Origin of the sequence: Pseudomonas graminis (assembly GCF_900111735.1) — a bacterium.
Taxonomy (GTDB): domain Bacteria; phylum Pseudomonadota; class Gammaproteobacteria; order Pseudomonadales; family Pseudomonadaceae; genus Aquipseudomonas; species Aquipseudomonas graminis.
Window position 1 is genome coordinate 1 of sequence record NZ_FOHW01000053.1, and the last position, 25913, is coordinate 25913.

A 25913-nucleotide genomic window follows, 5' to 3' on the forward strand; every position below is an offset into this window, starting at 1 on the left:
CCGCGAAACCCAAAAAGGTACGATTTGCACCTTGGCGGGGCCTTCGGAGGACAATGTGCGATCGTGCAAAAACGTGCCAACCTGGCGCATGGCGCTAGCTTAACCGCGAGGCCCAAAAAGCTACGATTTATCGTATTTTGGCGGAATCTTTGGGGGTAATCATGCGTTTATGCAAAAACGTGCCAGCTTGGCGCTCGCCGCATCACGGAGTTTAGTGACTGCGATCAGCCTCGCCTGCTTGCTGGTGCAGCCGCCTCACCGCACTGAACCAAGTTTGACAGACGCCAGCCATCTCTCTTCGGAGGTTGCTGTCCGGGTCGCGACCAAGATCGCCGTTAAGGCTTCGCGGTCTCCCGAAGGTTGAAGGTCCCCTGTAGCAGTTGGGTGAGAGTTCACTGGTGTCTCCCAACAAACAAGGAGTTTTTGTGACCTCGTCGCTTTACCGTAGGATCTATAGCGGGGATTCGTTGTATTCGGCTTGGAGGAAGGTCAAAGAAAGCGCCTTTTCTTCATCATCCGAAACTATCCGAAACGAAGCCAAGGATTTCGAGAGCCAACTCCCTCGGTCGCTTTCCGACATCCAGCGCGCGCTATCCAAGAAGACCTTTGCCTTCCAAAAGCAGACCGGCGTGGCAAAAACCAAACCCAACGGTAATTCTCGCCCGATTGTGCTTTCACCTATACCCAACCGGATCGTCCAGCGGGCTCTACTCGAGGCCTTATCCCGTATTAAGTTCGTGAAAGAAGCGCTGGCTACCCCTACGAGCTACGGAGGCATAAAAAACAAACGAGTTTCGATGGCGATAGCCGATACCAAATCAGCCATTGCAAAAGGAGCCGCCTTCCATATCAGGTCAGATATCGCCGAGTTCTTCACTAAAATTGACAAGACTCGTGTGTTGACACTCGTAGCCCCTTACATCATCTGCCCTGACACGATTGCATTATTCCGAGCTGCGATCACTACTGACCTTGCGAACATTGACTTGCTTCGACGTCAGCGTCTTGCTGAGATTTTCCCCATCGGGGTGGAGGGTATAGCTCAAGGATCTCCCCTATCCCCACTCATCGCCAACTTGTACCTGCAAGACTTTGACAGGATCATGAACGATGGTGACGTCACCTGTTTGCGGTACATCGATGACTTCCTAATCCTCGGGAAGGACATGGGCTGCGTGGATCGTGCTTTTAACAAAGCACAGGCGGAGCTCAAAAAACTATCACTTGAAGCCTATCGGCCCTCAGCAACAAGCGATAAAGCTTCAAGGGGCCTTACAGCTAAAGGATTCGATTTCTTGGGCTGCTTCGTTTCGGCAGGACTGGTCCAGCCATCTGCAGCTACCAGGGAGCGATTCAAGGAGCGGATCAAATCCGATTTAGACGCATCGATACGCATGATGAAATTCAGTGTCGAGGTTGGAGATATATCCCCAAAGGGGTCCTACTCTGGCGCGTTACAGAATCTCGACCGAGTAATCCTAGGTTGGGGAAAAGCCTTTTCGTTTTGCAGCAATGGCCAGTGGATAAAAGGCTTGGATGACTACATCACAAGTGCATTGGCGCAGTATGAGATGGAGAAAGCAAATCTCTTCCAAAAAGCGAATGACACGGCCCAGCGTACGATGTTGGGGGTAAGGCTGCTTGCAGCGGTGCACTTGGAGACTAGAGAGGCGGAGTGACCGCTTCTGGCCGATTTCTGCCAGTTCTGGATGGCTGCATTGGGTCGACTGCGACCAAGTTCACTCACTCCTTTAGCTCACAGCTTTGGCTTCTTACCCGCTGCTTGACCGCGATCGGCAGGACGAATGGGAACCACGCGCTCGGGGGCCAAGGCGCGCAAGCGCCTGACTTCCATAGTCAGTTCAAGAATGTGCACCTCGGCGCTCAGAAGCTTTGATAAGGCGAGATCGCGCTGAGCCTTCATCGCCTCCAACTGCTCACGGACTGCGCGCTTGGCGTTGCGCTCTGCCAGGTTTTTTTGTCGCCCAGACTTCTGAACTGGGTCACCCTTGTGCTCATCGATCCACTCGGCGATCTCACGGCATAAGTCTGGGAATCGGGAAGGTCTCAGCGCGGAGGGAATGACACCGACCTCCCTCGCCACTGCGTTCTGGCTCATCCTTGTGCCTGCCGGCACGAGCTCTGTTCTACCGGTCTTGAGCCGTTCGAACGCCTCTCGAAACTTTGCCTCCGCACGACTCATGGTCGCGGCCTTATGTTTGGTCGATGACATTGATTGCCTGCTTCGCTGCATTCAAGTTTTCTATGAGCGACTGCCGCATGGGAGAGTCCGACGAGACTTCACAAAGCTGGCTGTCAAAATCTGCAATAAGTTTGATCAAAATGGAGCGCCTTTCTTTGTCGATGATTAGCTGCTCGCAGGGCTTCGTGCTTCCGCCTGCGGTGCCCATGCAGGCGGCGAGGTTAGTGACGCCGCCATAGATGCAAGTGGCTTGGGCGCAGCCACCGAGAAGCGTTTGTCGGTAAGCGACCTTGCCTGATTTGGCAGCCTGGACTAGGCCTTTGTGGTCGCGCCCGCCGATTGGGCGCAGGATCTGATCCTTGCGTTTGTCCCCGTGGGGCGAGATGTACTGGTCACCACTGAGCTCTGCAAACCCTCGCGCCACGGACTCATACATCTCCCGGAGGAAAAAGCCACGAGCCTCATCGGCTAAATTGCCATTGAGTCGAAAGTAGTTTTGTCCGTAGTAGCGGGTCATTACGACAGTCAGATGCTTGAGTTGGAAACGCAGCGAACTTTCCGAAACTAGGCCGCTTGCTAGCATGTTGCAAACACCTGTCCGACGCAGCTGGTGCCATGCGAACGGCCACGCGTTGCCCACAGCGAATTTGTCAGGATCCAGGCCAAACGTCATCGCCCGTGCAACATCAAGGTCAGGCTGCGTGATGCGAAGTTGCTCTGGGTCAAAGAGCTTGGATCGGCGGTGGATAATCTTGGCGTACTCCGGTACGCGGCCCCGCTCGCCCTTGCTTTCATTACCTTTTGACCAAGGTTCCTCGCCGTGACTCCACAGCCTTGGATGGGCGCGATCTTGCGCGCTCAAGCGTCGGCGTGGATTGTGTCCCGCGGCGCCGAGTCTCATCTGAGCGACGTGGGTCATGGCGTCGATGGCGAAGCTCACACTCGGCGAGCAAATCCAGCGAGCGTCAGGATCATCCTGTGTCTTGGTTGTGGCACTGGCAAGTAGATGAACGTCCTGATTCAGCGCATCTTTCTCAACTGTGTAGCACCCGGTCCGGAGTTGTGCGCCTTCGTCCACGCGCATTAACGAGAAGTTAAGGGCGTAGGCCATCCCTGCATCACGGACCATGTTGAGCAGCTCAGTGAGCCCAGCTATAGAATCGCTTAGGGTCCAGCGTTGGATGAGACCGTCAATGCCGAAACGTTTGGCTGTATTTCGAAATGGACCGTGGTACCGCCGACCGTCAACTCGAGCGCCGGTAGAGGCTGCCGTCCCAAACGGTCTGCAGGAACGGTCCAACCCCTTATCAAAGAGCGCCACCCAGCCTCCAGCGTTAACCCGGTACGCGTTCAAGCAGAACGTAAAGCAGGCTAAAACCTGGTCTTTATGCGAGAGATAGTCATCGAGGAACTCGCGCAACCGAATCAATTGGTAGGTCCAAATGCGAGGCGGGATGTACGCCGTTTGCACCCTTTTGTGCTCTGGAAGTTTCCCCGCCAGTCGCCTGAGGCCCTCTTCATCTAAAATTGTGAAGCTCAGTGCTTTGCGGTGGGCGAGGAGGCGATGCAGAAGGCCGAGCATCAGAAGGCCATCCGATTTTCGAGTCTGGGCGGCGACCGTATCAATCACGCTCGGAAAACTACTTAGTTCGCTGATCAGGATTCCCTGCTCACTGCACACTGCCGCCAACTGTCGGATTTGAGCCACACGGACTTTCAAGGTAACAGCACTCTGTACAGCCGCCGGCCCCCATAGCCACCACGCCGCAATCTGCCGCAGTAGATCCGCGTTTTCACTACTCACCGTGGCGCCCCGGCCGCCATCACCGAAGGGCACGCTACAGGTCTTGCCTGCCCACGGCGCCAGATTCCATACCGCATCTCCGTAGGCACAAGCGACCACTCCTTCGGCATCAATGACCACCGGAAAGTCCGGCGGTGGTGGCCAGGAAGGCGGTCGGAAATTAGCGGTGCCGGGCGTTATCATTGGGGAATCAATTTTCAGACCGGACAAAGCTAGATCGCGCGTCATACAAGATCCTCAATCGTCTCGATCAAGCCGGCCCAGCGAGGGTGGTAGTTGCCTTCACGAACCCTCTCGTTGGCGTCTTTTACCCAATCTGCACATACGGCGCTCCGCATTGCGACTGCCCTCAACTTCAAGCTCAAGCGATCTATGACGAGGTAGCCCGGATGAATCGGCTGACTGGCTGGCGGATTGAAGAGAGTGATCTCGAGAGACTTGAGGTGGCGATGACTGGCCAACCGCCAGCAGTAGTCCGGCGCCAACACATCACGAAAGTGCTCGCACCACAGACAACCCTCTGGCGTTACACAATCAGGCTGCGGCGCTCCCTTCGGTATTTCTGAGAGCGGGCGTGGCGTATCATCGCCTTTGAGACAGACAGGGGCGGTCCGCGGTTTAGGGAGCGTAGGGTCTGTCTTTGCGTGATATGCGCCGATTTCTTGCGACGCCGAGTGTAGATCGCCCTCCTCGTACACTCTAAGCAGCACCTCTTTCGTGTGCGCTGCCATTTCAGCAGTCATGTCGGGGTCACGACTGCGCCGTAGAAGCCAGTTGATGCGGGTTTTACGCAGATCTCGCGGGCCGACGAAAGGAATGCTGAGGCGCTTGCAGTGGCCACGAAGGCTGTCGAATCCTGGCAGCGCATGCGCTGGCGGCGCATTGACGGGATAGAGTCTTGGAAAAAGGCGGTCATCACCCCCATTTAGGCCCAACCCATCTAGCCAGGCGAGATAGCGATTGAGGTGGTCGCGGTAGGCCCGAAAGACAATGAACTTCGCAACTCCTTGGCGGCGCGCCTTGTAGACGGCTCGCACAATGTAGTCCTCGTCGTCGGTTTGCCAGCGATATTCGGCTCGCGGCAAATCTTTCGTCTGCGCCAAGTTCATGCTGGTTTGCGAAATGAAAATGAGCATCTCAGCACTAATGCGCAGATTGATCAAAGCTGAACGAACGCCTTTCGCGTCAATGTGGGGTGGCAGGGCGGCGCGTGCCAGCAGCGCCAGGTTCCTCCGGGCCTTATCTGGAATCTGATTGGGTTGAAGGTCAAAATTGAATCCGCTCGGCGGCAAACGAAGCGTTTTTTCACCCTCAGCCACGGCAATTTCCAATGGCAATGAGCCTCGCACTGCCTCCATGGTGAGCCCGGCGCATACATCTGCTAGGAAGTGACCAAACTGAAACGTGTGATCCAGGCGTTGTCTGTCGCCTTGGATTCCACGTGAGCGCTTCAGCCTCTTCGGCCTCGGAATTGAGGTGAGATCGCGGAGCGCTCGATGGGCGGCCGTTGCATCGGGATCAAATACGGGGGCAAGGACTTTTGATAAGACGTTCACCATTACGATCGCAGAAGTCAGCTTTAAGTTCTTGTCGACTTGAACGCGTTTCCGCAAGTGGTCGGCGTAGTCGAGAAAGAGAGCTTTGGCAGTTGTCTTAGTGAGGCGAGTGCCGTCGCTTTGACGGTCGACCCATTGAACGAAGAGCGATACCTTTGCGTAAGTGCTGCGCTTGCTGTTGGGCGAATTGGGCGCACCCTCAATGCTTGCATGAATCGATTCCAGAGTCTCAAGTCGCTCAGTAAGCGCTGGCCCCAACTCTCCTTTTGCAATGCGGTTATCCAAGTCACCCCGGCCGTTCTGACCAGCAGCGCCCCGATACAGGAATCGCTTGAGATCGTGGCCGTTGCCTCGCGTCCCTCTGGAAATTGAGTGAATTAGAAGGTCCGGGAAGACACGATCAAGCACGGCTGACCTCGTGCTTTGATAGCCCAAGGAACGCCTCGGTGAAGGCATCTGCGCTCTCCCTCATCGCCTTCGATTGCTCAATGAATTTCACGTAGCCCATGGTGGTATTGGCGTTGGCGTGTAGGCAGGCCTCGCGCACTAAATCGATCGCCTCGCCCACGGGTAGCACCCTCAACGCTACTCGCATCAACAGGGTCGCGAAGGTGGCCCTCGAACGATGGAAGTAGAAGTCGCGGAATACGTGCACACTGGCGTCGATTGCCTTCGCGCGTAAGCGGCACATCTCTGTCGTCACAGCTCCTTGTGTGAAAGGCATGCCGTAGCGGTTCAAGAACAGTAGTCCACGATGCTCGGGGGCCGCCTTCGCCTGCCGCTTAAGACGCCGCGGGCTAGTTGCATACTCCAATGCGCGAGTGCGCAACTCCTCCCAAATGGGCACCTTTCCGCTGACGCCAAGTTTGGTAGCGACTGGGGGCCGGGCGGCAGGCCCTAAATCCATGCGACGCCAGCCTGTGGATGGGTCAATCGTGGCGTGCTCCAGTGTGGCTACCTTGAGGTCGCAAAGCGTGCCGAGACGCAGCCCTGATCCAAAGCCAATCGCCAGCATCAAGCTCAGTTCTTCGCTGGAGTGCACATCGGCGAAGGCTTGGATGTCACGGCGCCCCTCCTCGGTGACAGGGAGCACACCGTCTTCCAAGTGAAATCCACCCTTGACCTTGCGGTTCGGAATCACTAATTCGCTACTGATCACTCGCATGGTGCGCTCAAGGCCAAAGGTGCTTAAGGTCTTAACAGCCACCTCCCGGTCCTCCCACATCGGGCCGCCAGGGTTGATCAGCTCCGCCGCGCGAGCCCAGCGATAGAAGCGCAAAACCGCAGCCATCCTGGCGCTGGTTGTTGAAGGTGCTATTTCATGCGCATCTCGCGCAGCGGTGAGTGCCTTTCTGAATTTGAACAGGCAACGCTCTGACTTTTTTTCAGGAAAGTGCCACCAGTCGATGCCCTCCGCCTCTAGCCAATGGGCGTAGCTAGCCAGATGCTTCATGGATGTCATGACCGTTTGGGGGTCGAGTTGCTCGGCCAAGTGGTACGCCCAAAGGTTAGCTTGTGCCCAAGTTTCGCTGTTTGCCCAGACAATCGTCGGTAGTTCCCCGTCGGCGCGAGACACGTGCCAATGGACCGTAGGCGGCGAGTCCTCTTCAGAAATATTTGGCTCGTGCCGCTGGAATCGAATGACTTCAAGGGTAGCCATGCGACCTTCCAATCAACATGGCGATTGCGACCTCTTGCGCAGCTATTGGCTCGGACGACATCAGCGCACATAAGCTCAGCGAGCTTAATCCAAGAGCCCTGGCGGCATTGCCCGGAAAGATTCGCCGTCGTCCCGTCCGCTTACTGCGCTCAGCCACCGCGGAATTCTCATTGGCCTCATCCCCAAGCCACCTAAGCACACGACGATCCGTTTCTGACTCAACGAAGATTTCCACTCTTACCCCCTCGCTGTGAACCGGGCCTCTTTAAGCCAACTGCTCATGTGATGAGAACTTTCTTGTCACCACTTTACTTCGTAATGGTAGCCTTTCGATAGGCTGCATGTAATGGTTGTCTGTCACAACCACCCTTCCGGCGTCAAAGACGCCAGCGAAGCCGACATCGACCTGACGCGGCATCTGAAACAGGCGCTGGCGCTGGTGGACGTGGTGGTGCTGGATCACTTGATCATCGGCGACGGCGATCCGTTGTCGATGGTTGAGTATGGGTTGATGTAGCGCCCGCGACGGAGGGTTGCCGCCGCATGTGGACTGGCCATGCCCCGAGTTGTAGGACCGGCTTCAGCCGGGAAGGCGTGAGCAGTCACACCACAGAGTTGGCGGTGTACACGCTGGCCTCTTCCCGGCTAAAGCCGGTCCCACTAAAGGCACCGTGTACATCCAGCGGCATCGGCTGTGACCTCGACAGTGGGACCGGCTTCAGCCGGGAAGGCGTCGGCAGTCACGCCGCACTCCTGTGGTTTTTGCGAATTACTTCACGGTCACCTTTGAGAAGTCCTGCCGACCAAACGGGCTCACGCTGTAACCCTCAACATTCTTGCGAGTCAGCGCGTAGGCCGTTGGATGCGCGAGCGGCAACCACAATGCCTGCTTCTGGATCTGCTCCTGAGCCTGGTGATACAGCTTGCTGCGCTTCGCCTGATCGGTCACGGCCTTGCCTTGGCTGATCAGCTTGTCCAGCCCTTCATCGCAGTAGCGCGCGAAGTTTGTGCCGGATTTGACTGCGGCGCAGGAGAACTGCGGCGTCAGGAAGTTATCCGGATCGCCGTTATCACCCGCCCAGCCCATGAACAGCAGGTCGTGTTCGCCGGTTTTGGCCCGACGAATCAGCTCGCCCCATTCGATGACTTTGATCTCCGCCTTGATACCTACCGCCGCCAGGTCGCTCTGCAGCAACTGCGCCCCGGCGTTCGGATTAGGGTTGAGCAAGCTTCCTGACGGGCGAGTCCAGATGGTCGTCTTGAACCCGTCTTTCAGGCCGGCCTTGGCCAGCAGTTCCCTGGCCTTCGCCACGTCATGTTTGTAGCCGGGCAAGTCGCTGGCGTAACCCCATGTTGTAGGCGGGTAAGGACCGTTGGCCGGGCTCGCCGAGCCTTCGAACACCGCTTTCAGGTAAGTGTCTTTGTCGAATGCCAGGTTGATTGCCTGACGCACTTGCGGCTTGTCCAACGGTGGATGCTGGCTGTTGATCGCCAGGAAAGCGGTCATGAAGGCAGGCGTTTTTTCGACTTTCAGGTTCGAGTCTTTCTCGGCTTCAGCGACATCCAGCGGCTTGGGTGACAGGGCAACCTGGCACTCATTGCGGCGAATTCGTTGCAGGCGAACGTTGGCGTCCGGCGTAATCGCATAGACCAGCGTATCGACGGCGGGCTTGCCGGCGAAGTAATCCGGATTGGCCTCGTAACGCACCACCGAGTCTTTCTGGAACCGCTTGAAGACGAACGGACCGGTGCCGATCGGCTGGCTGTTGAGCTTCTCCGGAGTGCCGGCCTTCAACAACTGCGCGGTGTACTCGGCGGAATAAATAGAAGCGAAGCCCATGCTGAGCGTCGCCAGAAATGTCGCGTCCGGGTGGTCCAGGGTGATGCGTACGGTGGTGGCATCAGTCGCTTCGACTTTCTTGATCAGCGATGGCCATTGCATCGACTGCGCGTGGGGGAAGCCCTGCGCAGCGACCTTGTTCCATGGATTGGCCGGATCGAGCATGCGCTGGAAGCTGAACACCACATCGTCAGCGTTAAGCTCGCGCGTCGGAGTGAAGTAATCGGTGTGATGGAATTTCACGCCGGCGCGAAGTTTGAAGTCATAGGTCAGCCCGTCAGGCGACACGCTCCAGCTCTGCCCCAGGCTCGGTACCAGCTTGGCGTCCTTGGCGTCATAGTCCACCAGGCGGTTCATCAGCACGTCCGCCGAAGCATTGGTAGTGGTCAGCGAGTTGTACTGCACCACGTCGAAGCCTTCGGGGCTGGCTTCCGTGCAGACGCTCAGCGTCATTGCCGCCTGGGCCATCAATGGCGTGGACAGGGACGCGAGCAACAGGGGTAGAACGGCTAGGCGCATGGCGATTTTCCTTTCAGAGAGAGCCCATCTGCCGGCGCAGTCTGGAGAGTCAATAACCCTAGACCATCGATTGGTGCAGAACAATCGCTGCGGCGCGACGAGTGGTATATTTCCCGCCGCGCCTAACGCCGCTGGCCTTGCAAGGTTGAAAGCCCCGGCTTTCTGGCAGGCAATTCGTGGTTTGTGTTGTTGCACCGGGGGCTTTCTGGTATAAAGCAGCGCTCTTTTCTAGGGGCCCGCTGCCTTCACCGCAGGTGTGGCCGGTAAGACCCCTGAAGAAACGCGGCGCCTGGCGCCAAATGACTGAGAGATTAAGCGGCCAACCCATGCCGGGTTGGGCATGTGGTTTTAGAGGGCTGAGGCATGTCGAGAGTATGTCAAGTTACCGGTAAGGGTCCGGTAACCGGGAATAACATTTCCCACGCAAACAACAAAACCCGTCGTCGTTTCCTGCCAAACCTGCAGCATCACCGCTTCTGGGTTGAAGAAGAGAAACGCTTCGTACGTCTGCGCGTATCTGCTAAAGGCATGCGTATCATCGACAAGCGTGGTATCACGGTTGTTCTGGCCGAAATCCGCCGTGCTGGCGCGAAGGTCTAAGGGAGAAAATCATGCGTGAATTGATCCGTTTGGTGTCGACCGCTAACACCGGCCACTTCTACACCACCGACAAGAACAAGCGCACGACTCCGGACAAAATCGAAATTAAAAAATTCGATCCGGTTGTTCGTAAGCACGTGATCTACAAAGAAGCCAAAATCAAGTAATTGATTTTTGCGTCTTACAAAAAAGCCCGCAGCGATGCGGGCTTTTTTGTGGGCGATCATTTAGGCCTTCTGTTCGAACACCACATAGATCTTGCGGCATGCCTCCAGCACTTCCCACGTGCCTTTGAATCCTGCGGGAATCACGAACCGGTCACCGGCACGCAGGGTTTTCGACTTGCCCTCTTCGTCACGAAGGACCGAGACGCCCTGCACGATTTCACAGTATTCATGCTCGGTGTAATTCACTTTCCACTGACCGACTTCCCCTTCCCAGACGCCTGCATTCAGCTGCCCGCACGGACTGTTGTAATGGTTGTAAACCGTCTGGTTCGGCTCGCCCTTGAGAATCTTTTCAGCAGCTGGCGTGAAACGCTCGGCTGCAGTAGTGGCTTCGCTGAAGTCGACGATGCTTTCGATGCTCATATTTGATTCCTGAAAGTGGGCGCTGCGTGATTGTTGCTCGCCGAGGGCCGGATGGAAAGCGCATGCGAGCCCGGGCGACTGTTGAATAAAATGCACGATCCGGCCAGATTTCGCCCGCTTATGTCCAATATATTGGAAATCCGCCCAGTGCTGGTTTAGGGTGGCGAATGCCTTCGGCCGATCCGATGACGCGTCAGGCCCTGTCCTGAAGCCAGATTCGAGTGCGAAGACGCGCCTATTTCATAAGAGGAGGACGTTTCATGACCACCCTGACTCATGCTGACTGGGAAAAACGCGCCCAGGATTTGAAAATCGAAGGCCGTGCTTTCATCAACGGTGAATACACAGACGCCGCATCCGGCTCGACGTTCGACTGCATCAGTCCGGTCGATGGCCGCTTCCTCGCCCACGTAGCCAGTTGTGACGTTGCCGATGCGCAACGCGCCGTCGAAAACGCCCGGGCTACGTTCAATTCCGGCGTCTGGTCGCGTTTGGCGCCGGCCAAGCGCAAGGCCGCCATGCTTCGTCTGGCTGCGCTGATCAACGAGAACGTCGAGGAGCTGGCGTTGCTCGAAACCCTCGACATGGGCAAGCCTATCAGCGACTCCTACGGCATCGACATTCCCGGCTCCGCCCAAGCGTTGAGCTGGAGCGGCGAGGCCATCGACAAGCTGTACGACGAAGTGGCGCCGACCCCGCATGATCAATTGGGTCTGGTGACTCGCGAGCCGATTGGCGTGGTGGCGGCCATTGTGCCGTGGAATTTCCCGCTGTTGATGGCTTCCTGGAAACTGGGTCCTGCGCTGTCGAGTGGCAACTCGGTAATCCTCAAGCCGTCGGAAAAATCCCCGCTGACCGCCATCCGCGTCGCTCAGCTCGCCATTGAGGCCGGTATTCCGGCTGGCGTGCTGAACGTGCTTCCGGGTTACGGCCACACGGTGGGTAAAGCACTGGCGCTGCACATGGACGTCGACACGGCGGTATTCACCGGTTCGACGAAGATTGCCAAGCAATTGCTGATCTACTCGGGCGAATCGAACATGAAGCGCGTCTGGCTGGAAGCTGGCGGCAAGAGCCCGAACATCGTCTTCGCCGATGCGCCGGATCTGCAAGCTGCGGCCGAATCTGCGGCCAGCGCCATTGCTTTCAACCAGGGCGAAGTCTGCACGGCCGGCTCTCGTCTTTTGGTCGAGCGCTCGATCAAGGATAAATTCCTGCCTATGGTGATCGACGCGCTGAAAGCGTGGAAGCCGGGCAACCCGCTTGATCCGGCAACGACCGTTGGCGCGCTGGTCGACACGCAGCAGATGAACACTGTGCTGTCGTACATCGAAGCCGGCCACACCGATGGCGCCAAGCTGGTCGTCGGTGGCAAGCGCATTCTCCAGGAAACCGGCGGCACCTACGTTGAGCCGACGATTTTCGACGGCGTGACCAACGCGATGAAGATCGCGCAGGAAGAGATCTTCGGCCCGGTGCTTTCTGTACTGACCTTCGATACCGCTGAAGAGGCCATTCAGATCGCCAACGACACGCCTTATGGCTTGGCCGCGGCGGTGTGGACGGCTGACTTGTCCAAGGCGCACCTGACCGCCAAGGCGTTGCGCGCGGGCAGCGTGTGGGTCAATCAGTACGATGGCGGCGACATGACCGCGCCGTTTGGTGGCTTTAAACAGTCCGGCAACGGGCGTGACAAGTCGCTGCATGCGTTCGATAAATACACCGAGCTGAAGGCGACCTGGATCAAGCTGTAAAAAGGCCGCGCGCTTCAACACTCAGTCGCTGTAAAAAACCAACGCAGCCGGGCTTTCCTCAAAGCCCGGCTGTTTTGTTTCGTCCTTTTGAGCCACAGGAGCGTGGTGATGCGTTGGGGTACTTATTTCGCTGTGCTGGCGTCGGTATTGAGCGTCGGCCTGGCGCTGGGCGTGAGCATGCCGCTGGTGTCGCTGCGGCTGGAAGCCTGGGGTTACGGCGCGTTTGCCATCGGCGTCATGGCTGCGATGCCTGCGATCGGCGTGTTGCTGGGTGCCAGCCTTGCCAGCCGACTCGCTTCAAGACTCGGCACCGCCAACCTGATGCGGCTGTGCCTGTGGGCCGGCTCGGTGTCCGTCGGATTGCTGGCATTACTGCCCAATTACTGGATCTGGCTGGTCCTGCGCCTGATGCTCGGGACTATCCTCACGATTGTGTTCGTGCTCGGCGAAAGCTGGATCAACCAGTTGGTGATCGAAAGGCTGCGCGGCAAGTTGGTGGCGCTGTACGGCAGTTCCTATGCGCTGAGTCAGCTGGGCGGGCCCGTGCTGCTGGGCTTCATTGGCACGGAAGCAGATTACGGGTTCTGGGTCGGGACCCTGTTGCTGGCGGTATCGCCGTTTTTATTGCTGCGCAGAACAGGTGCGCCGAGCGCGGAATCCAGCCATGTAACGCTGCGCGATCTCGGCGGGTTCTGTCGGAGTTTGCCGGCGATTGCATGGGCCATCGCGTTATTCGCCGGGTTTGAAGCGATGATTCTGACCTTGCTACCGGTGTATTGCCTGCAGCAGGGTTTCACGCCTGAAATCGCCCTGGCGATGGTCAGTACCGTGGTGGTGGGTGATGCGCTTCTGCAACTGCCGATTGGCGCGCTGGCTGACAGGGTGTCCCGTCGGCGGCTGTTCTCCGGGTGTGCGCTGGTGCTGATGGTCTCGAGCCTGGCGATCCCGGTGCTGGTCGACACAATCGCCATCTGGCCGCTGTGGGTTCTGTTTGGCGCCAGCGCGGGCGGACTGTTCACGTTGTCGCTGATCCTGATTGGCGAGCGCTACCGTGATGACGCCCTGGTGCGCGCCAATGCCCATGTCGCTCAGCTGTGGGGGATCGGTTGCCTTCTCGGGCCCTTGGCGGCAGGCGCTGGCAGCCAATGGGTCAGCGGTCAGGCGCTGCCGTTATTGATGGCAGCGGGCGCGCTGGGGTTAGTCATCCTGTCCCAGCGTCCCAAAGCATTTGGCACGCAGACGGTAGCGGCTTAGAGCATCTTTTCCAGGCCGACTGCCGTGCTGAACCAGGCGTTCATCCGGCGCCACCAGTCGCCAGGCTCTTTGGACAGCGTGTGGATTTTGCCGTTGTCCTCGGTCACCCACACCAGTCGGTCGTTCTCCAGCTTGACCTGATAACTGATGGCCGGCGCCATACCCTGAAGCGCCAGCTCACGCAGGTACTCGGTCAGCTCGGGGCTGTCGACCAGCACGCCGACTTCAGTGTTCCACAGCACTGAACGTGGGTCGAAATTGAACGAACCCACGAACATCTTCTGCCGATCAAAGATCATCGCCTTGCTGTGCAGGCTTGATTCCGAGCCGCCCTTGATCAGGTTTGTGTGCAGAAACGCAGGTCCGCTGCCCTTGGCGTTGCTCGGGTCGCCTGGCTGGCGGCGCAGTTCGAACAGCTTCACGCCGTGCTCCAGCAACGCTCGGCGGTAAGGCGCGTAACCTCCATGCACCGCCGGCACATCGGTGGCCTCCAGCGAGTTCGTCAACAGGTTCACTGACACACCTTTATCCGAGAGCCCGGTCAGGTAGACCAGACCTTCCTGCCCGGGCACGAAGTAGGCCGAGATCAGCATCAGTTCCTTATGCACGCTGCCGAGGTCAGGGCTCAGTTGGGTTGCCAGCAGCAGGTGCGGGTCAGGCTCACCCCGTGACAGCACTTTGGTGGGCGCGTCCCACAGGGCCTGGTTGTGCGCCCATATCAGCTCATTGAGCCAGGTCTTCATGCGCGGGTGAGTCCGATAGTCCATCAGCCGTTCATACAAGGCCTTTTTGTCCACGTGCGCCTGATCCAGCGACTCGGCCAGACTCACCCGCGCCTTGGCCAGATCCTTGCGGTCGGGCGGCCAGTAGAGGAAATCGTTGATCGGCTTGCTGAGCGTGCTGTTCCAGTACTGATCGAAACTGTGACCCAACTGTTCGGCGACAGGGCCCACGCTCAGCATGTCGATATCGGTGAAGTTCAGATTGGGTTCGGCGTCGAAATACTCGTCGCCCAGATTGCGCCCGCCAACGATGGCCACAGCGCCGTCGGCCAGCCACAGCTTGTTGTGCATGCGTCGATGCTGTTGGGAGAGATTGAACAGTCGGCCCAGATTACGGGTGGCGCCCATGCTGCGACCCAGATTGAGCGGATTAAACAGGCGGATCTGAATGTTCGGGTGCGCCGCGAGTGTGGCGATGACTTCATCCAGCCCGTCGCTGGTGGTGTCATCCAGCAGGATGCGCACGCGGACGCCGCGATCTGCGGCTTTGAGCAACTCCTCAACCAGTGCCCGGGTGCTGAGACCGTCGTGAACGATGTAGTACTGCAGGTCCAGGCTGGTTTTCGCATTGCGAATCAGCTCGGCGCGGGCCATGAAGGCTTCGGTGCTGTTGGGCAGCAGGCGGAAACCCGAGCGACCTTCGTGGGGTGCAGCCTGGGCCATGATCGAGCGCCCGAACGAAGATTGCGCCGCCGGCAGCGCCTGACTCGGACCTTCGGGTGCGGGCGTGTGTGCGCAACCGCTGAGGCCGAGGGCGAGAGCCAGAAGGAGGGGCACCGCCCGTAAATTCGTCAACGCGATCATCCGAAAGTCAGTCATGGCGATATGACCGCCTTTTCTTCAAAAGGTTAAAAAGCTGAAAAAGGTTATGCAGGGTCGGCGCGCTGCATGAGCAGCGCCGTGGCCGCGCCCACCTTGCGCACCGCGTCTTCGATTTGCGTGGTCGGTTTGGCGGCAAAGTTCATGCGCAGGCAATTTCTGTATTTGCCCGACGCTGAAAAGATGCTGCCAACGGCAATCTGTACGCCTTGTCCCTGCAACGCGCGGTTCAGGCGCAAGGAGTCGAAATCTTCCGGCAGCTCGATCCACAGCATGAATCCGCCCTGGGGACGACTCACGCGGGTACCTTCCGGGAAGTAGCGCGTCACCCAGCCGGTCATCAGGTCGCGACTGCGCTGGTACTGGCCGCGCATTCGGCGCATGTGCGGCTCGTAGTGCCCGGCCTTGAGAAAATCGGAAATCGCCAGCTGCGGCTGGGTCGCGGTCGAACCGGTGCTGATGTATTTCATGTGCAGGGCGCGATCAAGGTATCGACCGGGCGCGACCCAACCGACGCGCAAACCCGGCGCCAGCGTCTTGGAAAACGAGCTGCAGAGCAGGACGCGGCCGTCTTCGTCGAAGGATTTGATCGTGCGCGGGCGAGGGTAGGTGTAGGCCAGGTCGCCATACACATCGTCTTCGATGATCGCCACGTCGAAGCGTTGCGCCAGGGTCAGCAGTGCGCGTTTGCGGTCCTCCGGCATGATGTAGCCCAGGGGGTTGTTGCAGCTCGGCGTCAGCTGTATGGCTTTTATCGGCCACTGTTCCAGGGCCAGTTCCAGGGCGTCGAGGCTGATGCCGGTAAGCGGGTCGGTGGGGATTTCCAGGGCTTTCATGCCCAGCCCCTTGAGCGCCTGCATGGCGCCGTGAAAGCTGGGCGAGTCGACTGCGACGATGTCGCCCGGCTCGCAGACCGAACGGATGCAGATGGCGAGTGCTTCCTGGGCGCCGGTGGTGATCACCAGATCGTCCGGATCTATATTGGTGCCGGAATCCAGCAGCAGCCGGGCGACTTGTTCCCTCAGGCAGCGCCGACCGTGGATGTTGTCGTAATACAGCCCGGGCATGTCCGAGCGGCGGCTGATCCTGCCCAGCGCCTGGGTCAGTGGGCGCAGTGTCGGGCTGGTGACGTCGGGCATGCCGCGACCCAGCTGAACGACGTCCGGGCTGGGGGCGGCTCGGGCCAGTTCCAGCACCTGATCCCACTGGGAGATTTCCACCGGACGCTGCGCCGGGCGGCCTATCGCAGGCAGGGCGGGCGTCTTGCGGCCAGCCGGTACGAAATAACCGGACTTGGGCCGAGGCTGCGCGAGGCCGTTGTCTTCCAGTAATCGATACGCCTGCTGCACCGTGCTCAGGCTGACGCCATGCTCAAGACTCAACGCACGCACCGAGGGTAGCCGGTCGCCGGGGCGATAAAAGCCGTTTTCGATGCGCGTGCCGAGTAATTCGGCAAGGTTGACGTAGAGGGTCATGGCGTACTCCCACAAGGTGATGCGATCGGCAAACCGTTACAGATGTTGGGAAAATACAGCATTCAGCGCGAGAGCAAACCGATCTGTATGCAAAGAATAATAATTCTTTGGATCTGTAACGGTTTCCCATACAGATACATTATGAATTCACTCGAAACCCACCATGAGGTGTCTGGAAATGAGCGGAATAAGTGATGTTCGGTTGACTCTGTATGCAGGGGAGCTGGTCCGTGAGCATGAAGCGGGCTCGCGCATCAGTGCGCCGGAAGGGCTAGGGATGTGGGCGCTTTTTCAGCATCGCCGAGCCAGTCGGCGCGCGTTGCTGAAACTGACTGACGAGCAGCTGAAGGATATTGGCTTGAGCGATGAGCAGGCGCGCTACGAAGGGCTCAAGCCTTTCTGGCGCGAATGAGGGCTGTGACAGTCGGCCTCACAGGGCGAGTCCGGTTACACCAGCTCTTTGAAACGGTGCCACAGCATCCCCAGCGCCAGTAGCGGCGAGCGTAAATGTTTGCCGCCCGGGAAGGTGATGTGAGGGACTTTGGCAAAGAGCTCGAACCCGCCGCTGTGTTGGCCGCTGATGGCCTCAGCCAATAGTTTGCCGGCCAGATGCGTTGCGTTCAGCCCGTGCCCCGCATACGCCTGGGCGTAAAACACGTTTGGATGCGTGTGCAGCCTCCCGATCTGCGGCAAGCGGTTGGCGCCGATGCCGATCATTCCACCCCACTGAAAATCGATCTTCACGTCTTTGAGCTGAGGGAATACCTTGAGCATCTTCGGCTGCATGTACGCAGCAATGTCACTCGGGTCCCGGCCTGAGTAGTGACAAGCGCCGCCGAACAGCAGGCGTCGATCAGCCGACAGCCTGAAATAGTCGACCGCCACCCGCTGATCGCACATCGCGGTGTTGCGCGGAATCAGTTGTCTGGCGAGTGCTTCGCTCAGCGGCTCGGTGGCAATGACGTAACTGCCAGCGGGCAAAACCTTGCCGCTCAACTCCTTATCGAGATCATTGAGATAAGCATTACAGCCCAGCACCAGCGTGCTGGCGCGCACCCGCCCGTGGGCTGTATGAATGTTGACCTCTGCGCCGTATTCCAGCCGCGTCGCTGCCGAGTGTTCGAACACCTGCACACCCAGCGACCGGGCGATGGCGGCTTCTGCAAGCGCCAGGTTCAGCGGATGCAGATGGCCCGAGCCCATGTCCAGCATGGCGCCGGCATAGTTGGGTGAGCCGATGACGCTGCCGATGTTGGCCGCTTCAATCAATTCAATGGGGTGTCGGTAACCCAGGCTACGCAGCTCTTCGGCGTCTCTGGCAAAACCCTCGAACTCCTTGGGCTTGTTCGCCAGATCGCAGTAACCCCACGTCAGGTCGCAGTCAATCTGGTATTTGCTGACGCGCTCACGGACGATTTCCACCGCTTCGAGGCCCATCAGCTTGAGCTGACGAACGCCGTCCTCGCCGATGACAGTGCTGAACTGGTCCACATCATGGCCGACGCCGCGGATCAGTTGCCCGCCGTTGCGCCCGCTCGCGCCCCAGCCGATCTTGTGCGCCTCCAGCAGCACCACCTTCAAGCCGCGTTCAGCCAGCTCGATCGCCGTGTTCAGCCCGGAGAACCCGCCGCCGATGATGCAAACATCGGTTTTGACCTCGCCGTGCAGGGCGGGGGAGTCAGGCTGGGGATGGCGGGTGGCGGCGTAGTAAGAGGCCGCGTGATCAGACAATCCGGGCTGGGGAGGCCGAGCATTCATGTTGAATATCCCGAGAGCACTGTTTGGAAAATTTTACGGAGGGTAGCGGGGTCAGGGTGCCCGGGCAAGAAAATGCCGGTGGATGATCATCCGGGTGTCAGTCGCCGAGGCGCTGGGGCACAATCAGTACCTTTCACAGGAGAAACTGCCGCCATGGGATGTAACAGCGAGAAAATCCGCGATCTGCGGCGGCAGATTCCGTCGTTCGAATGCGTGCCGGGGTGCCACGATTGCTGTGGGCCGGTGACCACGTCGTCCGAAGAAATGTCGCGTTTACCGCGCAAGACGCCGGCCGAGCAAGAAGCGGCGCTCAACGAGCTGAACTGCGTACACCTGGGACCCAATGGCTGCACCGTCTACGACGAGCGTCCGCTGATCTGCCGTCTGTTTGGCACCACCAAAACCCTGCCATGTCCCAACGGGCGCCGCCCTGATGTCCTGATTCACCCTCGCGCCGAGAAGCAGGTGCATGAGTTCATCGCCTCGACGCGGCAGGTGTTGGTTTAGCCGAAGCCATTCGCGGTGAGCCGGTTTCGGGTGCTTATTCCGGAATCGGCAGGCACAGACTCTCCTTCACCTCTTCCATCACGATGTAGCTCTTGGACTCTCGCACATGGGGCAGCTTGAGCAGGATATCGCCCAGCAGTTTTCGGTACGACGCCATCTCGGAAATCCGCGCTTTCACCAGATAGTCGAAGTCCCCTGACACCAGATGGCACTCCAGCACGTGGGGCAGTTTGAGCACCGCGCGGCGGAATTCTTCAAACGTGTCGCCGGACTTGTAGTCCAGGCTGATCTCGACAAACACCAACAAGCTTGCCTTGAGGTTCTGCGGATTGAGGCGGGCGTTGTAGCCCATGATGATGCCTTCACGCTCCAGGCGCCGGACCCGTTCTGTGCACGGCGTAGTAGACAACCCGACCCGTTCGCCCAGCTCGGTGAAAGAGATCCGGCCGTCGTTTTGCAGGATGCGCAGGATGTTGCGGTCGATCTTGTCCAGCTCTCGTTTGGACTGGTGCTGGGTGCGCATTAATAAGCCCTCTGCCAAAGCCTCGGTTGCCGAGAATAAACGCCGAATATAGGCGTTTATATAGTTAAAAGCACTGCTCGGGCCTTCTTATACTGCGCACATCCTTGCTTAAAACTTGAAAACGTCAGCGGATATCCGCGATGAGGGAATCAACATGCGCGTTCTGGTCCTTGGAAGTGGCGTAATCGGTACCACCAGTGCGTATTACCTGGCGCGTGCGGGCTTCGAGGTGACTGTCGTGGACCGTCAACCGGCCGCTGCCATGGAAACCAGTTTCGCCAACGCCGGGCAGGTCTCGCCGGGCTACGCCTCGCCATGGGCCGCGCCGGGTGTGCCGCTCAAGGCCCTCAAATGGTTGCTGCAGCGTCATGCGCCGCTTGCCATCAAGGCGACGGGCGATATCGATCAGTACTTGTGGATGGCGCAAATGCTGCGCAACTGCACCCAGAATCGCTATGCGGTGAATAAAGAGCGCATGGTTCGCCTCTCCGAATACAGCCGCGACTGCCTCGATGAGCTACGTGCCGAGACCGGCATTGCTTACGAAGGCCGCAGTTTGGGCACGACACAGTTGTTTCGCACTCAGGAGCAACTGGATAACGCCGCCAAGGACATCGCGGTGCTCGAACAGGCTGGCGTGCCGTATGAAGTGCTCGACCGTGAAGGCATTGCCCGTGTCGAGCCGGCCCTGGCCAGTGTCAGCAATATCCTCAGTGGCGCGCTGCGCCTTCCGAACGATCAGACCGGTGACTGCCAGCTGTTCACCACGCGTCTGGCCGAGATGTGCGTGAAGCTGGGCGTTGAGTTTCGCTTCGGCCAGTCCATCGAATCCATTGATTTTGCGGGTGACACCATCAATGGCGTGCGCATCAACGGCAAGCTCGAGACCGCCGACCGCTACGTGCTGGCGCTCGGCAGCTACTCGCCGCAACTGCTCAAGCCGCTTGGCATCAAGGCGCCGGTTTATCCGCTCAAGGGCTACTCGCTGACGGTACCGATCACCAACCCGGCGATGGCGCCGACGTCGACCATTCTCGACGAGACCTACAAGGTCGCGATTACCCGCTTCGACAACCGCATTCGTGTGGGCGGCATGGCCGAGATCGCTGGCTTCGACCTGTCCCTCAATCCCCGTCGCCGCGAGACCCTGGAGATGATCGTCAACGACCTCTATCCTCACGGCGGCGACCTGCAGCAGGCCAGCTTCTGGACCGGTCTGCGCCCGACGACGCCGGACGGGACGCCCATCGTGGGCGCAACACCGTATCGCAATCTGTTCCTCAACACCGGCCACGGCACGTTGGGTTGGACGATGGCCTGCGGTTCAGGCAGATTGCTGGCTGACCTTATCGCTCGCAAAACGCCACAGATCAGTGCTGAAGGCCTCGATATTTCTCGTTATGGCAGTTCCAGGGAGATCGCAAAACATGTCCATTCAGCGCCAGCTCACCAATGAGCGCATGAGCCAGTTGGTCGTCCATAACGGCACCGTTTACCTTGCCGGGCAAGTGGCCGACGACATGGCAGCGGGGATCGAGCAGCAGACCCACGAGACGCTTCACAACATCGAGCGACTGCTGGACCTGGCCGGTACCGACAAGAGCCGCATTCTGTCGGTGACGATCTACCTGAAAGACATTGATGCGCACTTTGCCGGCATGAACAGCGTCTGGGACACGTGGCTGCCGAAAGGCCTCGCCCCCGCCCGTGCGACGGTTGAAGCCAAACTGTGCGAGCCGGAGATTCTGGTTGAGCTGTCGGTGATTGCGGCGCTGCCGTAGCTCACTTATACGTTGCACGCCCGTGTGCCGCCAAAGCCTTAAGCAACATCTTCTTGTAGGAGCGCGCTTGCCCGCGAAAAATGGGTTAGCTGCATCCACCTCGCCTGACACACCGCCATCGCGGGCAAGCGCGCTCCTACAGATTCCGAAACCCTGACCAAGAAGCCCCAGCATGCGTCCAGCCCGCGCCCTTATTGATCTTCAAGCCTTGCGCCACAACTACCAACTGGCGCGCGAAACCGCTGGCGCCAAAGCGCTTGCCGTCATCAAGGCGGACGCCTACGGCCACGGCGCGGTGCAGGTTGCGCAGGCGCTTGAATCCCAGGCCGACGGCTTTGCCGTGGCGTGCATCGACGAAGCGCTGGAGCTGCGTCAGGCCGGGATCAACGCCCCGATTCTGCTGCTGGAAGGTTTTTTCGAGGCCGACGAACTGGCGCTGATCGTCGAGCATGATTTCTGGTGCGTGGTGCATTCCCTCTGGCAACTCGACGTCATCGAGCAAACCGCCCTCGGCAAGCCGCTGAACGTATGGCTGAAGATGGATTCGGGCATGCACCGCGTTGGCATTCATCCCGCGGATTTTCAGGCGGCGCATCAGCGGCTGCTGAACAGCGGCAAGGCCGCGAAGATCGTCCTGATGACCCACTTCGCCCGCGCTGACGAACTCGACAGCGTGCGCACTGAAGAGCAAGTGGCGATTTTTCAATCGGCACGTAACGGCTTGGCCGCTGAAGTCAGCCTGCGCAATTCCCCCGGCGTCATGGGCTGGCCCAGCGTGCCGAGTGACTGGGTGCGTCCCGGCATCATGCTCTATGGCGCGACGCCGTTCGAGAAGCCGCAATCGGTGGCCGATCGTTTGCAGCCGGTGATGACACTGGAGACGCGCGTCATCTGCGTGCGCGATCTGCCCGTCGGCGAGCCGGTGGGCTACGGCGGTACATTCGTCGCCGAGCGCAACATGCGTATCGGTGTGGTCGCGATGGGATATGCCGACGGCTATCCACGCCAGGCGCCCACCGGCACCCCCGTAATGGTCGACGGTCATCGCAGCCAGTTGCTCGGGCGTGTGTCGATGGACATGCTCTGCGTCGACCTCACCGACGTGCCGGGCGCAGGGCTGGGCAGCCGCGTCGAGCTGTGGGGCAAGCACATCCTCATCAGTGACGTTGCGTCGAGCGCGGGCATGATTCCGTACCAGATTCTGTGCAATCTAAAGCGCGTGCCAAGGCTCTATAACGGGGCCTGATCTCCGCTCGCCAACCCTTGCAAACCATCCCTTCACGGCCAGTCACGGCCGCCAGTCCCTTTGCTGATCCGGCCATGGGCTCAAGTGTTGTAAATACTGAACGCTGTTGCCATGATGGCGGCCACTTGACCCAACTTGATCATCAGGAGGACTCCCGCATTGGACGTCGGTGAACGACTGCAATCCATTCGTAAACTCAAAGGTCTGTCCCAGCGTGAACTCGCTAAACGAGCGGGCGTGACCAACAGCACCATCTCCATGATCGAGAAGAACAGCGTCAGCCCCTCGATCAGCTCGTTGCGCAAGGTGCTGGGCGGCATACCGATGTCCATGGTGGAGTTCTTTTCCGAAGAGCTCGAACCCGAAAACCCGACCCAAGTGGTCTACAAAGCCAGTGAACTGATCGATATCTCGGACGGTGCGGTGACCATGAAACTGGTCGGCAAATCCCATCCGAGCCGCTCCATCGCGTTTCTTTCCGAGGTCTACCCGCCGGGTGCCGACACAGGCATCGAGATGCTCGTGCACGAGGGCGAGGAGACCGGGATTCTGGTCGAGGGCCGTCTTGAACTGGTGGTCGGTCTTGATACCTACGTGCTCGAAGAGGGCGACAGTTACTATTTCGAGAGCTCCCGACCGCATCGCTTTCGCAACCCGTTCGACGTTCCTGCGCGACTCATCAGCGCTGCCACGCCGGCGAATTTCTGATCAGCGATATGATGAACCGAACACTGATCTTCCTCGGTCTGGCCGGCTTGCTCTTTGCCGGTACTGCTGACGCGACGATGCGCTGCGGCACGGCGCTTATCAGTCTGGGGGACACCGCCGATGTGGTCCGCCAGAAGTGCGGGGCGCCTGAAAGCAGCGTTGATCAGATGCCTGCGCTCAGAAGCAACGGGGTTCCGAAGCTCGGCACAGCGAAGGTTAGTTTGTGGGTGTACGGCCCCCGCAACGGTGCAAAACAACACTTACGGTTTATCGAGGACAAGCTGGTAGAGATCGAGACGAAGCGGGATTGAGTCGCCGAGTGGCAGTCGTGTTTATGGGCGCAAGCGGCGCAATGCAGCAAATCCTCTGAAGGCCCGGTCCAACCGCTATCAAATAACAAAATCAGGAGAGGCCGGATGCCGCATTCCTGCTCGATCGAGCAAGCTGTCGATCACGTGCTGGCCGAGTTGCCGGCTCATATTCATATGGGTATGCCGCTGGGGTTGGGCAAGCCCAATCGCTTTGCCAACGCGTTGTACGCCCGAATCAAATCGCTGCCCGATCGGCATCTCACCATCTACACCGCGCTGTGCCTCGGGCGACCGGATGGCGGCGACGGTTTGCAGGGACGTTTTCTCGAGCCCTTTCTGGAGCGCGTCTTCGACGATTACCCGGAGCTGGATTTCCTCACCGATCTGCGCAGGGACGACCTCCCGCCCAACATTCACGTTCAGCAGTTCTTCATGCAGCCCGGCAGCCTGCTGGGCAGTGTCGAAGCGCAGCAGGATTACGTCAGCAGCAACTACAGTCACGCCGCGCGGGACATCAATGCCAACGGCCTGAATCTGATTGCGCAACTGATCGCCCGTGACCCGCAACGACCTGATCACCTCAGCCTGAGCTGCAACCCCGACATCACCCTTGACCTGCTGCCCATGGTGGAAAGACGCCGTGCGGCGGGCGAGCGCATTCTGATGCTTGGCCATGTCCACTCGGATCTGCCGTATATGCAGGGAGGCGCCGAGGTTGGCGTCGACACCTTCGACCTGCTGATCGAGCACGAAGAGCGCAGCACGCTGTTCTCGACGCCAAACATGCCGGTCGGTGTCCAGGATCACTTCATTGGCTTGTACGCGAGTACGCTGGTGCGCGACGGCGGCACGCTGCAGATCGGCATCGGTTCGATGGGCGACGCCTTGACCGCCGCCTTGCTTGCACGCCAGGCCGATAACGAAACCTACCGCGCGTGCCTGGCCGAGCTGGACGGTATCTCTACCTGGAAGCCGCTGATTGAGGCGCAAGGCGGGGTAATGCCCTTCGCCACGGGGCTTTATGGCTGCAGCGAAATGTTGGTCAACGGCCTGCTGGTGCTGCTGGACGCGGGGATTATCCGTCGCAAGGTGTACGCCGACATCGAGCTGCAGCAAATGGCCAATGACGGGGTTCTGGACGAGTCGATTTACAGCGACGGCGTATTGATTCACGGCGGTTTCTTTCTCGGGCCGCGCAGCTTCTACGAGCGGCTGCGGGAATTCACGCCGGCGCAGATCGCGCAGATCAACATGACCGCGATCAGCTACATCAACGAGCTTTACGGCAACGAGACGCTCAAGCGCCTTCAACGGCGGGATGCGCGATTCATCAACAGCTGTTTCACTGTCACCTTGCTGGGCGCAGCGGTTTCAGATCAGTTGGCCGATGGCCGGGTGGTCAGCGGTGTCGGCGGGCAGTACAACTTTGTCGCTCAGGGCCACGCGCTGGAGGGCGCTCGTTCAGTGCTGATCCTGCGCAGCTGGCGTGAATCGGGCGGGGAGGTCAGTTCCAACATTGTTTGGGACTATGCGCACGCGACGATACCGAGGCATTTGCGTGACATCGTCGTCACCGAATACGGCATTGCCGACCTGCGCGGCAAGACCGACTCTGCGGTGATCGAGGCGCTGCTCAACATCAGCGATTCACGCTTCCAGCCGGGCCTGATCGATCAGGCGCAAAAGGCCGGCAAGCTGCCGAAGGATTTCCGCCTCGATCCGCTGTTCAGCCAGAACACGCCCGAGCGGCTGAAGGACATTCGCGACCAGTTCCCGTCGCTATTCGTCGAGTACCCGCTGGGCAGCGATTTCACGGCTGAAGAGCGCGATTTGCTGCGCGCGCTGAACTGGCTAAAGAGCAAGTTCAAGCTCACGGAAATCATCGAGCTGGGCAAGGCCACGCTTGACGCCCCCGACGCGAGCGCGTATCCGGAGCACCTGCAGCGCATGGGCCTCGATCATCCGCAGGGACTGCGAGAAGAGCTGTATCAGCGGCTGGTGTTGGCGGGGTTGCAGGCAACTGCCTAGGTCCAATCCTTCTTGGGAATGTAGGAGTGACCGGGGTGGCGCTCCACCTTGCCCGCGATTGCGGTATGTCAGCCGACATTCATGTCACAGACCCACCGCCTTCGCGACCGTCGTAACCTCCGATTGCTCCTACAGTGGATTTGCGTCCGACGCAGATATGGGCAACGCCACAAACTGTAGGAGCGCGCTTGCCCG

23 protein-coding genes and 1 pseudogene are annotated in these 25913 nt (G+C 59.1%); 14 read left to right on the top strand and 10 right to left on the bottom strand.

Translation table 11 applies throughout. The features are described from left to right. Window positions 1–425: 425 nt before the first annotated feature. Complete coding sequence (locus tag BMY98_RS24535; protein WP_074893109.1) at window positions 426–1679, top strand: reverse transcriptase domain-containing protein; 1254 nt, start codon at window positions 426–428, stop codon at window positions 1677–1679. A gap of 77 nt (window positions 1680–1756) precedes the next feature. Here BMY98_RS24535 and BMY98_RS24540 read toward each other — a convergent pair whose 3' ends face one another. Genes BMY98_RS24540 through BMY98_RS24555 form a run of 4 tightly spaced genes read right to left on the bottom strand, consistent with a single transcriptional unit; the run spans window position 1757 to window position 7223 of the window. Further along, entirely contained in the window at window positions 1757–2233 is a 477-nt protein-coding gene (locus BMY98_RS24540; protein ID WP_175514214.1) for a hypothetical protein, read from the bottom strand. Then, on the bottom strand, window positions 2214–4235 hold the full coding sequence (locus BMY98_RS24545; RefSeq protein ID WP_083398881.1) for a hypothetical protein: 2022 nt from the start codon (window positions 4233–4235) through the stop codon (window positions 2214–2216). Before BMY98_RS24545 ends, BMY98_RS24540 begins: the two co-directional genes overlap by 20 nt. Beyond that, window positions 4232–5971, bottom strand: a complete 1740-nt coding sequence (locus BMY98_RS24550; protein ID WP_074893111.1) for a hypothetical protein — start codon at window positions 5969–5971, stop codon at window positions 4232–4234. Before BMY98_RS24550 ends, BMY98_RS24545 begins: the two co-directional genes overlap by 4 nt. Then, window positions 5964–7223 carry a site-specific integrase gene (locus tag BMY98_RS24555; protein WP_074893113.1) on the bottom strand — a complete coding sequence of 420 codons (1260 nt, stop codon included), beginning with the start codon at window positions 7221–7223 and terminating at the stop codon, window positions 5964–5966. The genes BMY98_RS24550 and BMY98_RS24555 overlap by 8 nt, the downstream gene beginning before the upstream one ends. Window positions 7224–7569: 346 nt before the next feature. On the opposite strand from BMY98_RS24555, the pseudogene BMY98_RS24560 reads away from it, so the two are divergent. Next, window positions 7570–7740: pseudogene (locus BMY98_RS24560) on the top strand (JAB domain-containing protein); the annotation flags it as partial. Between the two features lie 252 nt (window positions 7741–7992). Here BMY98_RS24560 and BMY98_RS24565 read toward each other — a convergent pair. Further along, window positions 7993–9582, bottom strand: coding sequence for an ABC transporter substrate-binding protein (locus BMY98_RS24565; protein ID WP_074893114.1), 1590 nt, complete (start codon window positions 9580–9582; stop codon window positions 7993–7995). A 363-nt stretch (window positions 9583–9945) separates the two neighbouring features. Between BMY98_RS24565 and rpmB the strand changes: the two genes are divergently transcribed. Together rpmB and rpmG are read left to right on the top strand one after the other, a co-directional pair. Further along, window positions 9946–10182 carry a 50S ribosomal protein L28 gene (rpmB, locus tag BMY98_RS24570; protein WP_037016669.1) on the top strand — a complete coding sequence of 79 codons (237 nt, stop codon included), beginning with the start codon at window positions 9946–9948 and terminating at the stop codon, window positions 10180–10182. 11 nt (window positions 10183–10193) lie between these two features. After that, window positions 10194–10349 (top strand): 50S ribosomal protein L33, encoded by a 156-nt coding sequence (gene rpmG / locus BMY98_RS24575; protein WP_010225867.1) that lies wholly within the window; start codon window positions 10194–10196, stop codon window positions 10347–10349. Window positions 10350–10409: 60 nt separating this feature from the next. Here rpmG and BMY98_RS24580 read toward each other — a convergent pair whose 3' ends face one another. Continuing rightward, the gene (locus BMY98_RS24580) at window positions 10410–10772 is read right to left on the bottom strand and encodes a cupin domain-containing protein (RefSeq protein ID WP_074893116.1); all 363 of its coding nucleotides are present in this window, start codon (window positions 10770–10772) and stop codon (window positions 10410–10412) included. A 260-nt stretch (window positions 10773–11032) separates the two neighbouring features. Between BMY98_RS24580 and BMY98_RS24585 the strand changes: the two genes are divergently transcribed. Both BMY98_RS24585 and BMY98_RS24590 read left to right on the top strand, forming a co-directional pair. Beyond that, window positions 11033–12526, top strand: coding sequence for an aldehyde dehydrogenase (locus tag BMY98_RS24585; protein ID WP_074893118.1), 1494 nt, complete (start codon window positions 11033–11035; stop codon window positions 12524–12526). A gap of 108 nt (window positions 12527–12634) precedes the next feature. Continuing rightward, the gene (locus tag BMY98_RS24590; RefSeq protein ID WP_074893120.1) at window positions 12635–13780 is read left to right on the top strand and encodes an MFS transporter; all 1146 of its coding nucleotides are present in this window, start codon (window positions 12635–12637) and stop codon (window positions 13778–13780) included. On the opposite strand, the gene BMY98_RS24595 is transcribed toward BMY98_RS24590, so the two are convergent. Both BMY98_RS24595 and BMY98_RS24600 read right to left on the bottom strand, forming a co-directional pair. Next, window positions 13777–15381: a phospholipase D family protein gene (locus tag BMY98_RS24595; RefSeq protein WP_425438908.1), complete on the bottom strand. Its 1605-nt coding sequence runs from the start codon at window positions 15379–15381 to the stop codon at window positions 13777–13779. The genes BMY98_RS24590 and BMY98_RS24595 overlap by 4 nt on opposite strands. A 47-nt stretch (window positions 15382–15428) precedes the next feature. Then, a complete protein-coding gene (locus BMY98_RS24600) occupies window positions 15429–16856 on the bottom strand; it encodes an aminotransferase-like domain-containing protein (protein ID WP_074893122.1) in 1428 nt (475 codons plus the stop codon). Window positions 16857–17034: 178 nt separating this feature from the next. Between BMY98_RS24600 and BMY98_RS24605 the strand changes: the two genes are divergently transcribed. Next, the gene (locus BMY98_RS24605) at window positions 17035–17268 is read left to right on the top strand and encodes a DUF1127 domain-containing protein (protein WP_074893123.1); all 234 of its coding nucleotides are present in this window, start codon (window positions 17035–17037) and stop codon (window positions 17266–17268) included. Window positions 17269–17303: 35 nt separating this feature from the next. On the opposite strand, the gene BMY98_RS24610 is transcribed toward BMY98_RS24605, so the two are convergent. After that, window positions 17304–18614 carry an NAD(P)/FAD-dependent oxidoreductase gene (locus BMY98_RS24610; protein WP_074893125.1) on the bottom strand — a complete coding sequence of 437 codons (1311 nt, stop codon included), beginning with the start codon at window positions 18612–18614 and terminating at the stop codon, window positions 17304–17306. Between the two features lie 153 nt (window positions 18615–18767). Here BMY98_RS24610 and BMY98_RS24615 point away from each other — a divergent pair, with 153 nt between their 5' ends. Next, a complete protein-coding gene (locus tag BMY98_RS24615; protein ID WP_074893128.1) occupies window positions 18768–19121 on the top strand; it encodes a YkgJ family cysteine cluster protein in 354 nt (117 codons plus the stop codon). 34 nt (window positions 19122–19155) lie between these two features. Here BMY98_RS24615 and dadR read toward each other — a convergent pair whose 3' ends face one another. Next, entirely contained in the window at window positions 19156–19644 is a 489-nt protein-coding gene (dadR, locus tag BMY98_RS24620; RefSeq protein ID WP_065988245.1) for a transcriptional regulator DadR, read from the bottom strand. Between the two features lie 154 nt (window positions 19645–19798). Here dadR and dadA point away from each other — a divergent pair, with 154 nt between their 5' ends. The 6 genes from dadA (at window position 19799) to BMY98_RS24650 (ending at window position 25718) form a co-directional block, all read left to right on the top strand. Further along, window positions 19799–21100: a D-amino acid dehydrogenase gene (gene dadA / locus BMY98_RS24625; RefSeq protein ID WP_074893129.1), complete on the top strand. Its 1302-nt coding sequence runs from the start codon at window positions 19799–19801 to the stop codon at window positions 21098–21100. Then, window positions 21072–21425: a RidA family protein gene (locus tag BMY98_RS24630; RefSeq protein WP_074893131.1), complete on the top strand. Its 354-nt coding sequence runs from the start codon at window positions 21072–21074 to the stop codon at window positions 21423–21425. The genes dadA and BMY98_RS24630 overlap by 29 nt, the downstream gene beginning before the upstream one ends. A gap of 172 nt (window positions 21426–21597) precedes the next feature. Beyond that, a complete protein-coding gene (gene alr / locus BMY98_RS24635; protein WP_074893133.1) occupies window positions 21598–22671 on the top strand; it encodes an alanine racemase in 1074 nt (357 codons plus the stop codon). 159 nt (window positions 22672–22830) lie between these two features. Beyond that, window positions 22831–23379 (top strand): cupin domain-containing protein, encoded by a 549-nt coding sequence (locus BMY98_RS24640; RefSeq protein WP_074893135.1) that lies wholly within the window; start codon window positions 22831–22833, stop codon window positions 23377–23379. Window positions 23380–23390: 11 nt separating this feature from the next. Then, window positions 23391–23690: a DUF2845 domain-containing protein gene (locus BMY98_RS24645; RefSeq protein ID WP_083398883.1), complete on the top strand. Its 300-nt coding sequence runs from the start codon at window positions 23391–23393 to the stop codon at window positions 23688–23690. A gap of 105 nt (window positions 23691–23795) precedes the next feature. Continuing rightward, the gene (locus BMY98_RS24650; RefSeq protein WP_074893139.1) at window positions 23796–25718 is read left to right on the top strand and encodes an acetyl-CoA hydrolase/transferase C-terminal domain-containing protein; all 1923 of its coding nucleotides are present in this window, start codon (window positions 23796–23798) and stop codon (window positions 25716–25718) included. Window positions 25719–25913: the final 195 nt, after the last annotated feature.

Bases quoted from the DNA above. Each gene is read 5' to 3' on its own strand.
- BMY98_RS24595 (WP_425438908.1), bottom strand. From the start codon at position 15,381: ATGACTGACTTTCGGATGATCGCGTTGACGAATTTACGGGCGGTGCCC.
- BMY98_RS24615 (WP_074893128.1), top strand. From the start codon at position 18,768: ATGGGATGTAACAGCGAGAAAATCCGCGATCTGCGGCGGCAGATTCCG.
- dadA (WP_074893129.1), top strand. From the start codon at position 19,799: ATGCGCGTTCTGGTCCTTGGAAGTGGCGTAATCGGTACCACCAGTGCG.
- alr (WP_074893133.1), top strand. From the start codon at position 21,598: ATGCGTCCAGCCCGCGCCCTTATTGATCTTCAAGCCTTGCGCCACAAC.
- BMY98_RS24585 (WP_074893118.1), top strand. From the start codon at position 11,033: ATGACCACCCTGACTCATGCTGACTGGGAAAAACGCGCCCAGGATTTG.
- BMY98_RS24580 (WP_074893116.1), bottom strand. From the start codon at position 10,772: ATGAGCATCGAAAGCATCGTCGACTTCAGCGAAGCCACTACTGCAGCC.
- BMY98_RS24555 (WP_074893113.1), bottom strand. From the start codon at position 7,223: ATGGCTACCCTTGAAGTCATTCGATTCCAGCGGCACGAGCCAAATATT.
- BMY98_RS24545 (WP_083398881.1), bottom strand. From the start codon at position 4,235: ATGACGCGCGATCTAGCTTTGTCCGGTCTGAAAATTGATTCCCCAATG.
- BMY98_RS24630 (WP_074893131.1), top strand. From the start codon at position 21,072: ATGTCCATTCAGCGCCAGCTCACCAATGAGCGCATGAGCCAGTTGGTC.
- BMY98_RS24605 (WP_074893123.1), top strand. From the start codon at position 17,035: ATGAGCGGAATAAGTGATGTTCGGTTGACTCTGTATGCAGGGGAGCTG.
- BMY98_RS24610 (WP_074893125.1), bottom strand. From the start codon at position 18,614: ATGAATGCTCGGCCTCCCCAGCCCGGATTGTCTGATCACGCGGCCTCT.
- BMY98_RS24565 (WP_074893114.1), bottom strand. From the start codon at position 9,582: ATGCGCCTAGCCGTTCTACCCCTGTTGCTCGCGTCCCTGTCCACGCCA.
- BMY98_RS24590 (WP_074893120.1), top strand. From the start codon at position 12,635: ATGCGTTGGGGTACTTATTTCGCTGTGCTGGCGTCGGTATTGAGCGTC.
- BMY98_RS24600 (WP_074893122.1), bottom strand. From the start codon at position 16,856: ATGACCCTCTACGTCAACCTTGCCGAATTACTCGGCACGCGCATCGAA.
- rpmG (WP_010225867.1), top strand. From the start codon at position 10,194: ATGCGTGAATTGATCCGTTTGGTGTCGACCGCTAACACCGGCCACTTC.
- BMY98_RS24645 (WP_083398883.1), top strand. From the start codon at position 23,391: ATGAACCGAACACTGATCTTCCTCGGTCTGGCCGGCTTGCTCTTTGCC.
- rpmB (WP_037016669.1), top strand. From the start codon at position 9,946: ATGTCGAGAGTATGTCAAGTTACCGGTAAGGGTCCGGTAACCGGGAAT.
- BMY98_RS24540 (WP_175514214.1), bottom strand. From the start codon at position 2,233: ATGTCATCGACCAAACATAAGGCCGCGACCATGAGTCGTGCGGAGGCA.
- BMY98_RS24650 (WP_074893139.1), top strand. From the start codon at position 23,796: ATGCCGCATTCCTGCTCGATCGAGCAAGCTGTCGATCACGTGCTGGCC.
- dadR (WP_065988245.1), bottom strand. From the start codon at position 19,644: ATGCGCACCCAGCACCAGTCCAAACGAGAGCTGGACAAGATCGACCGC.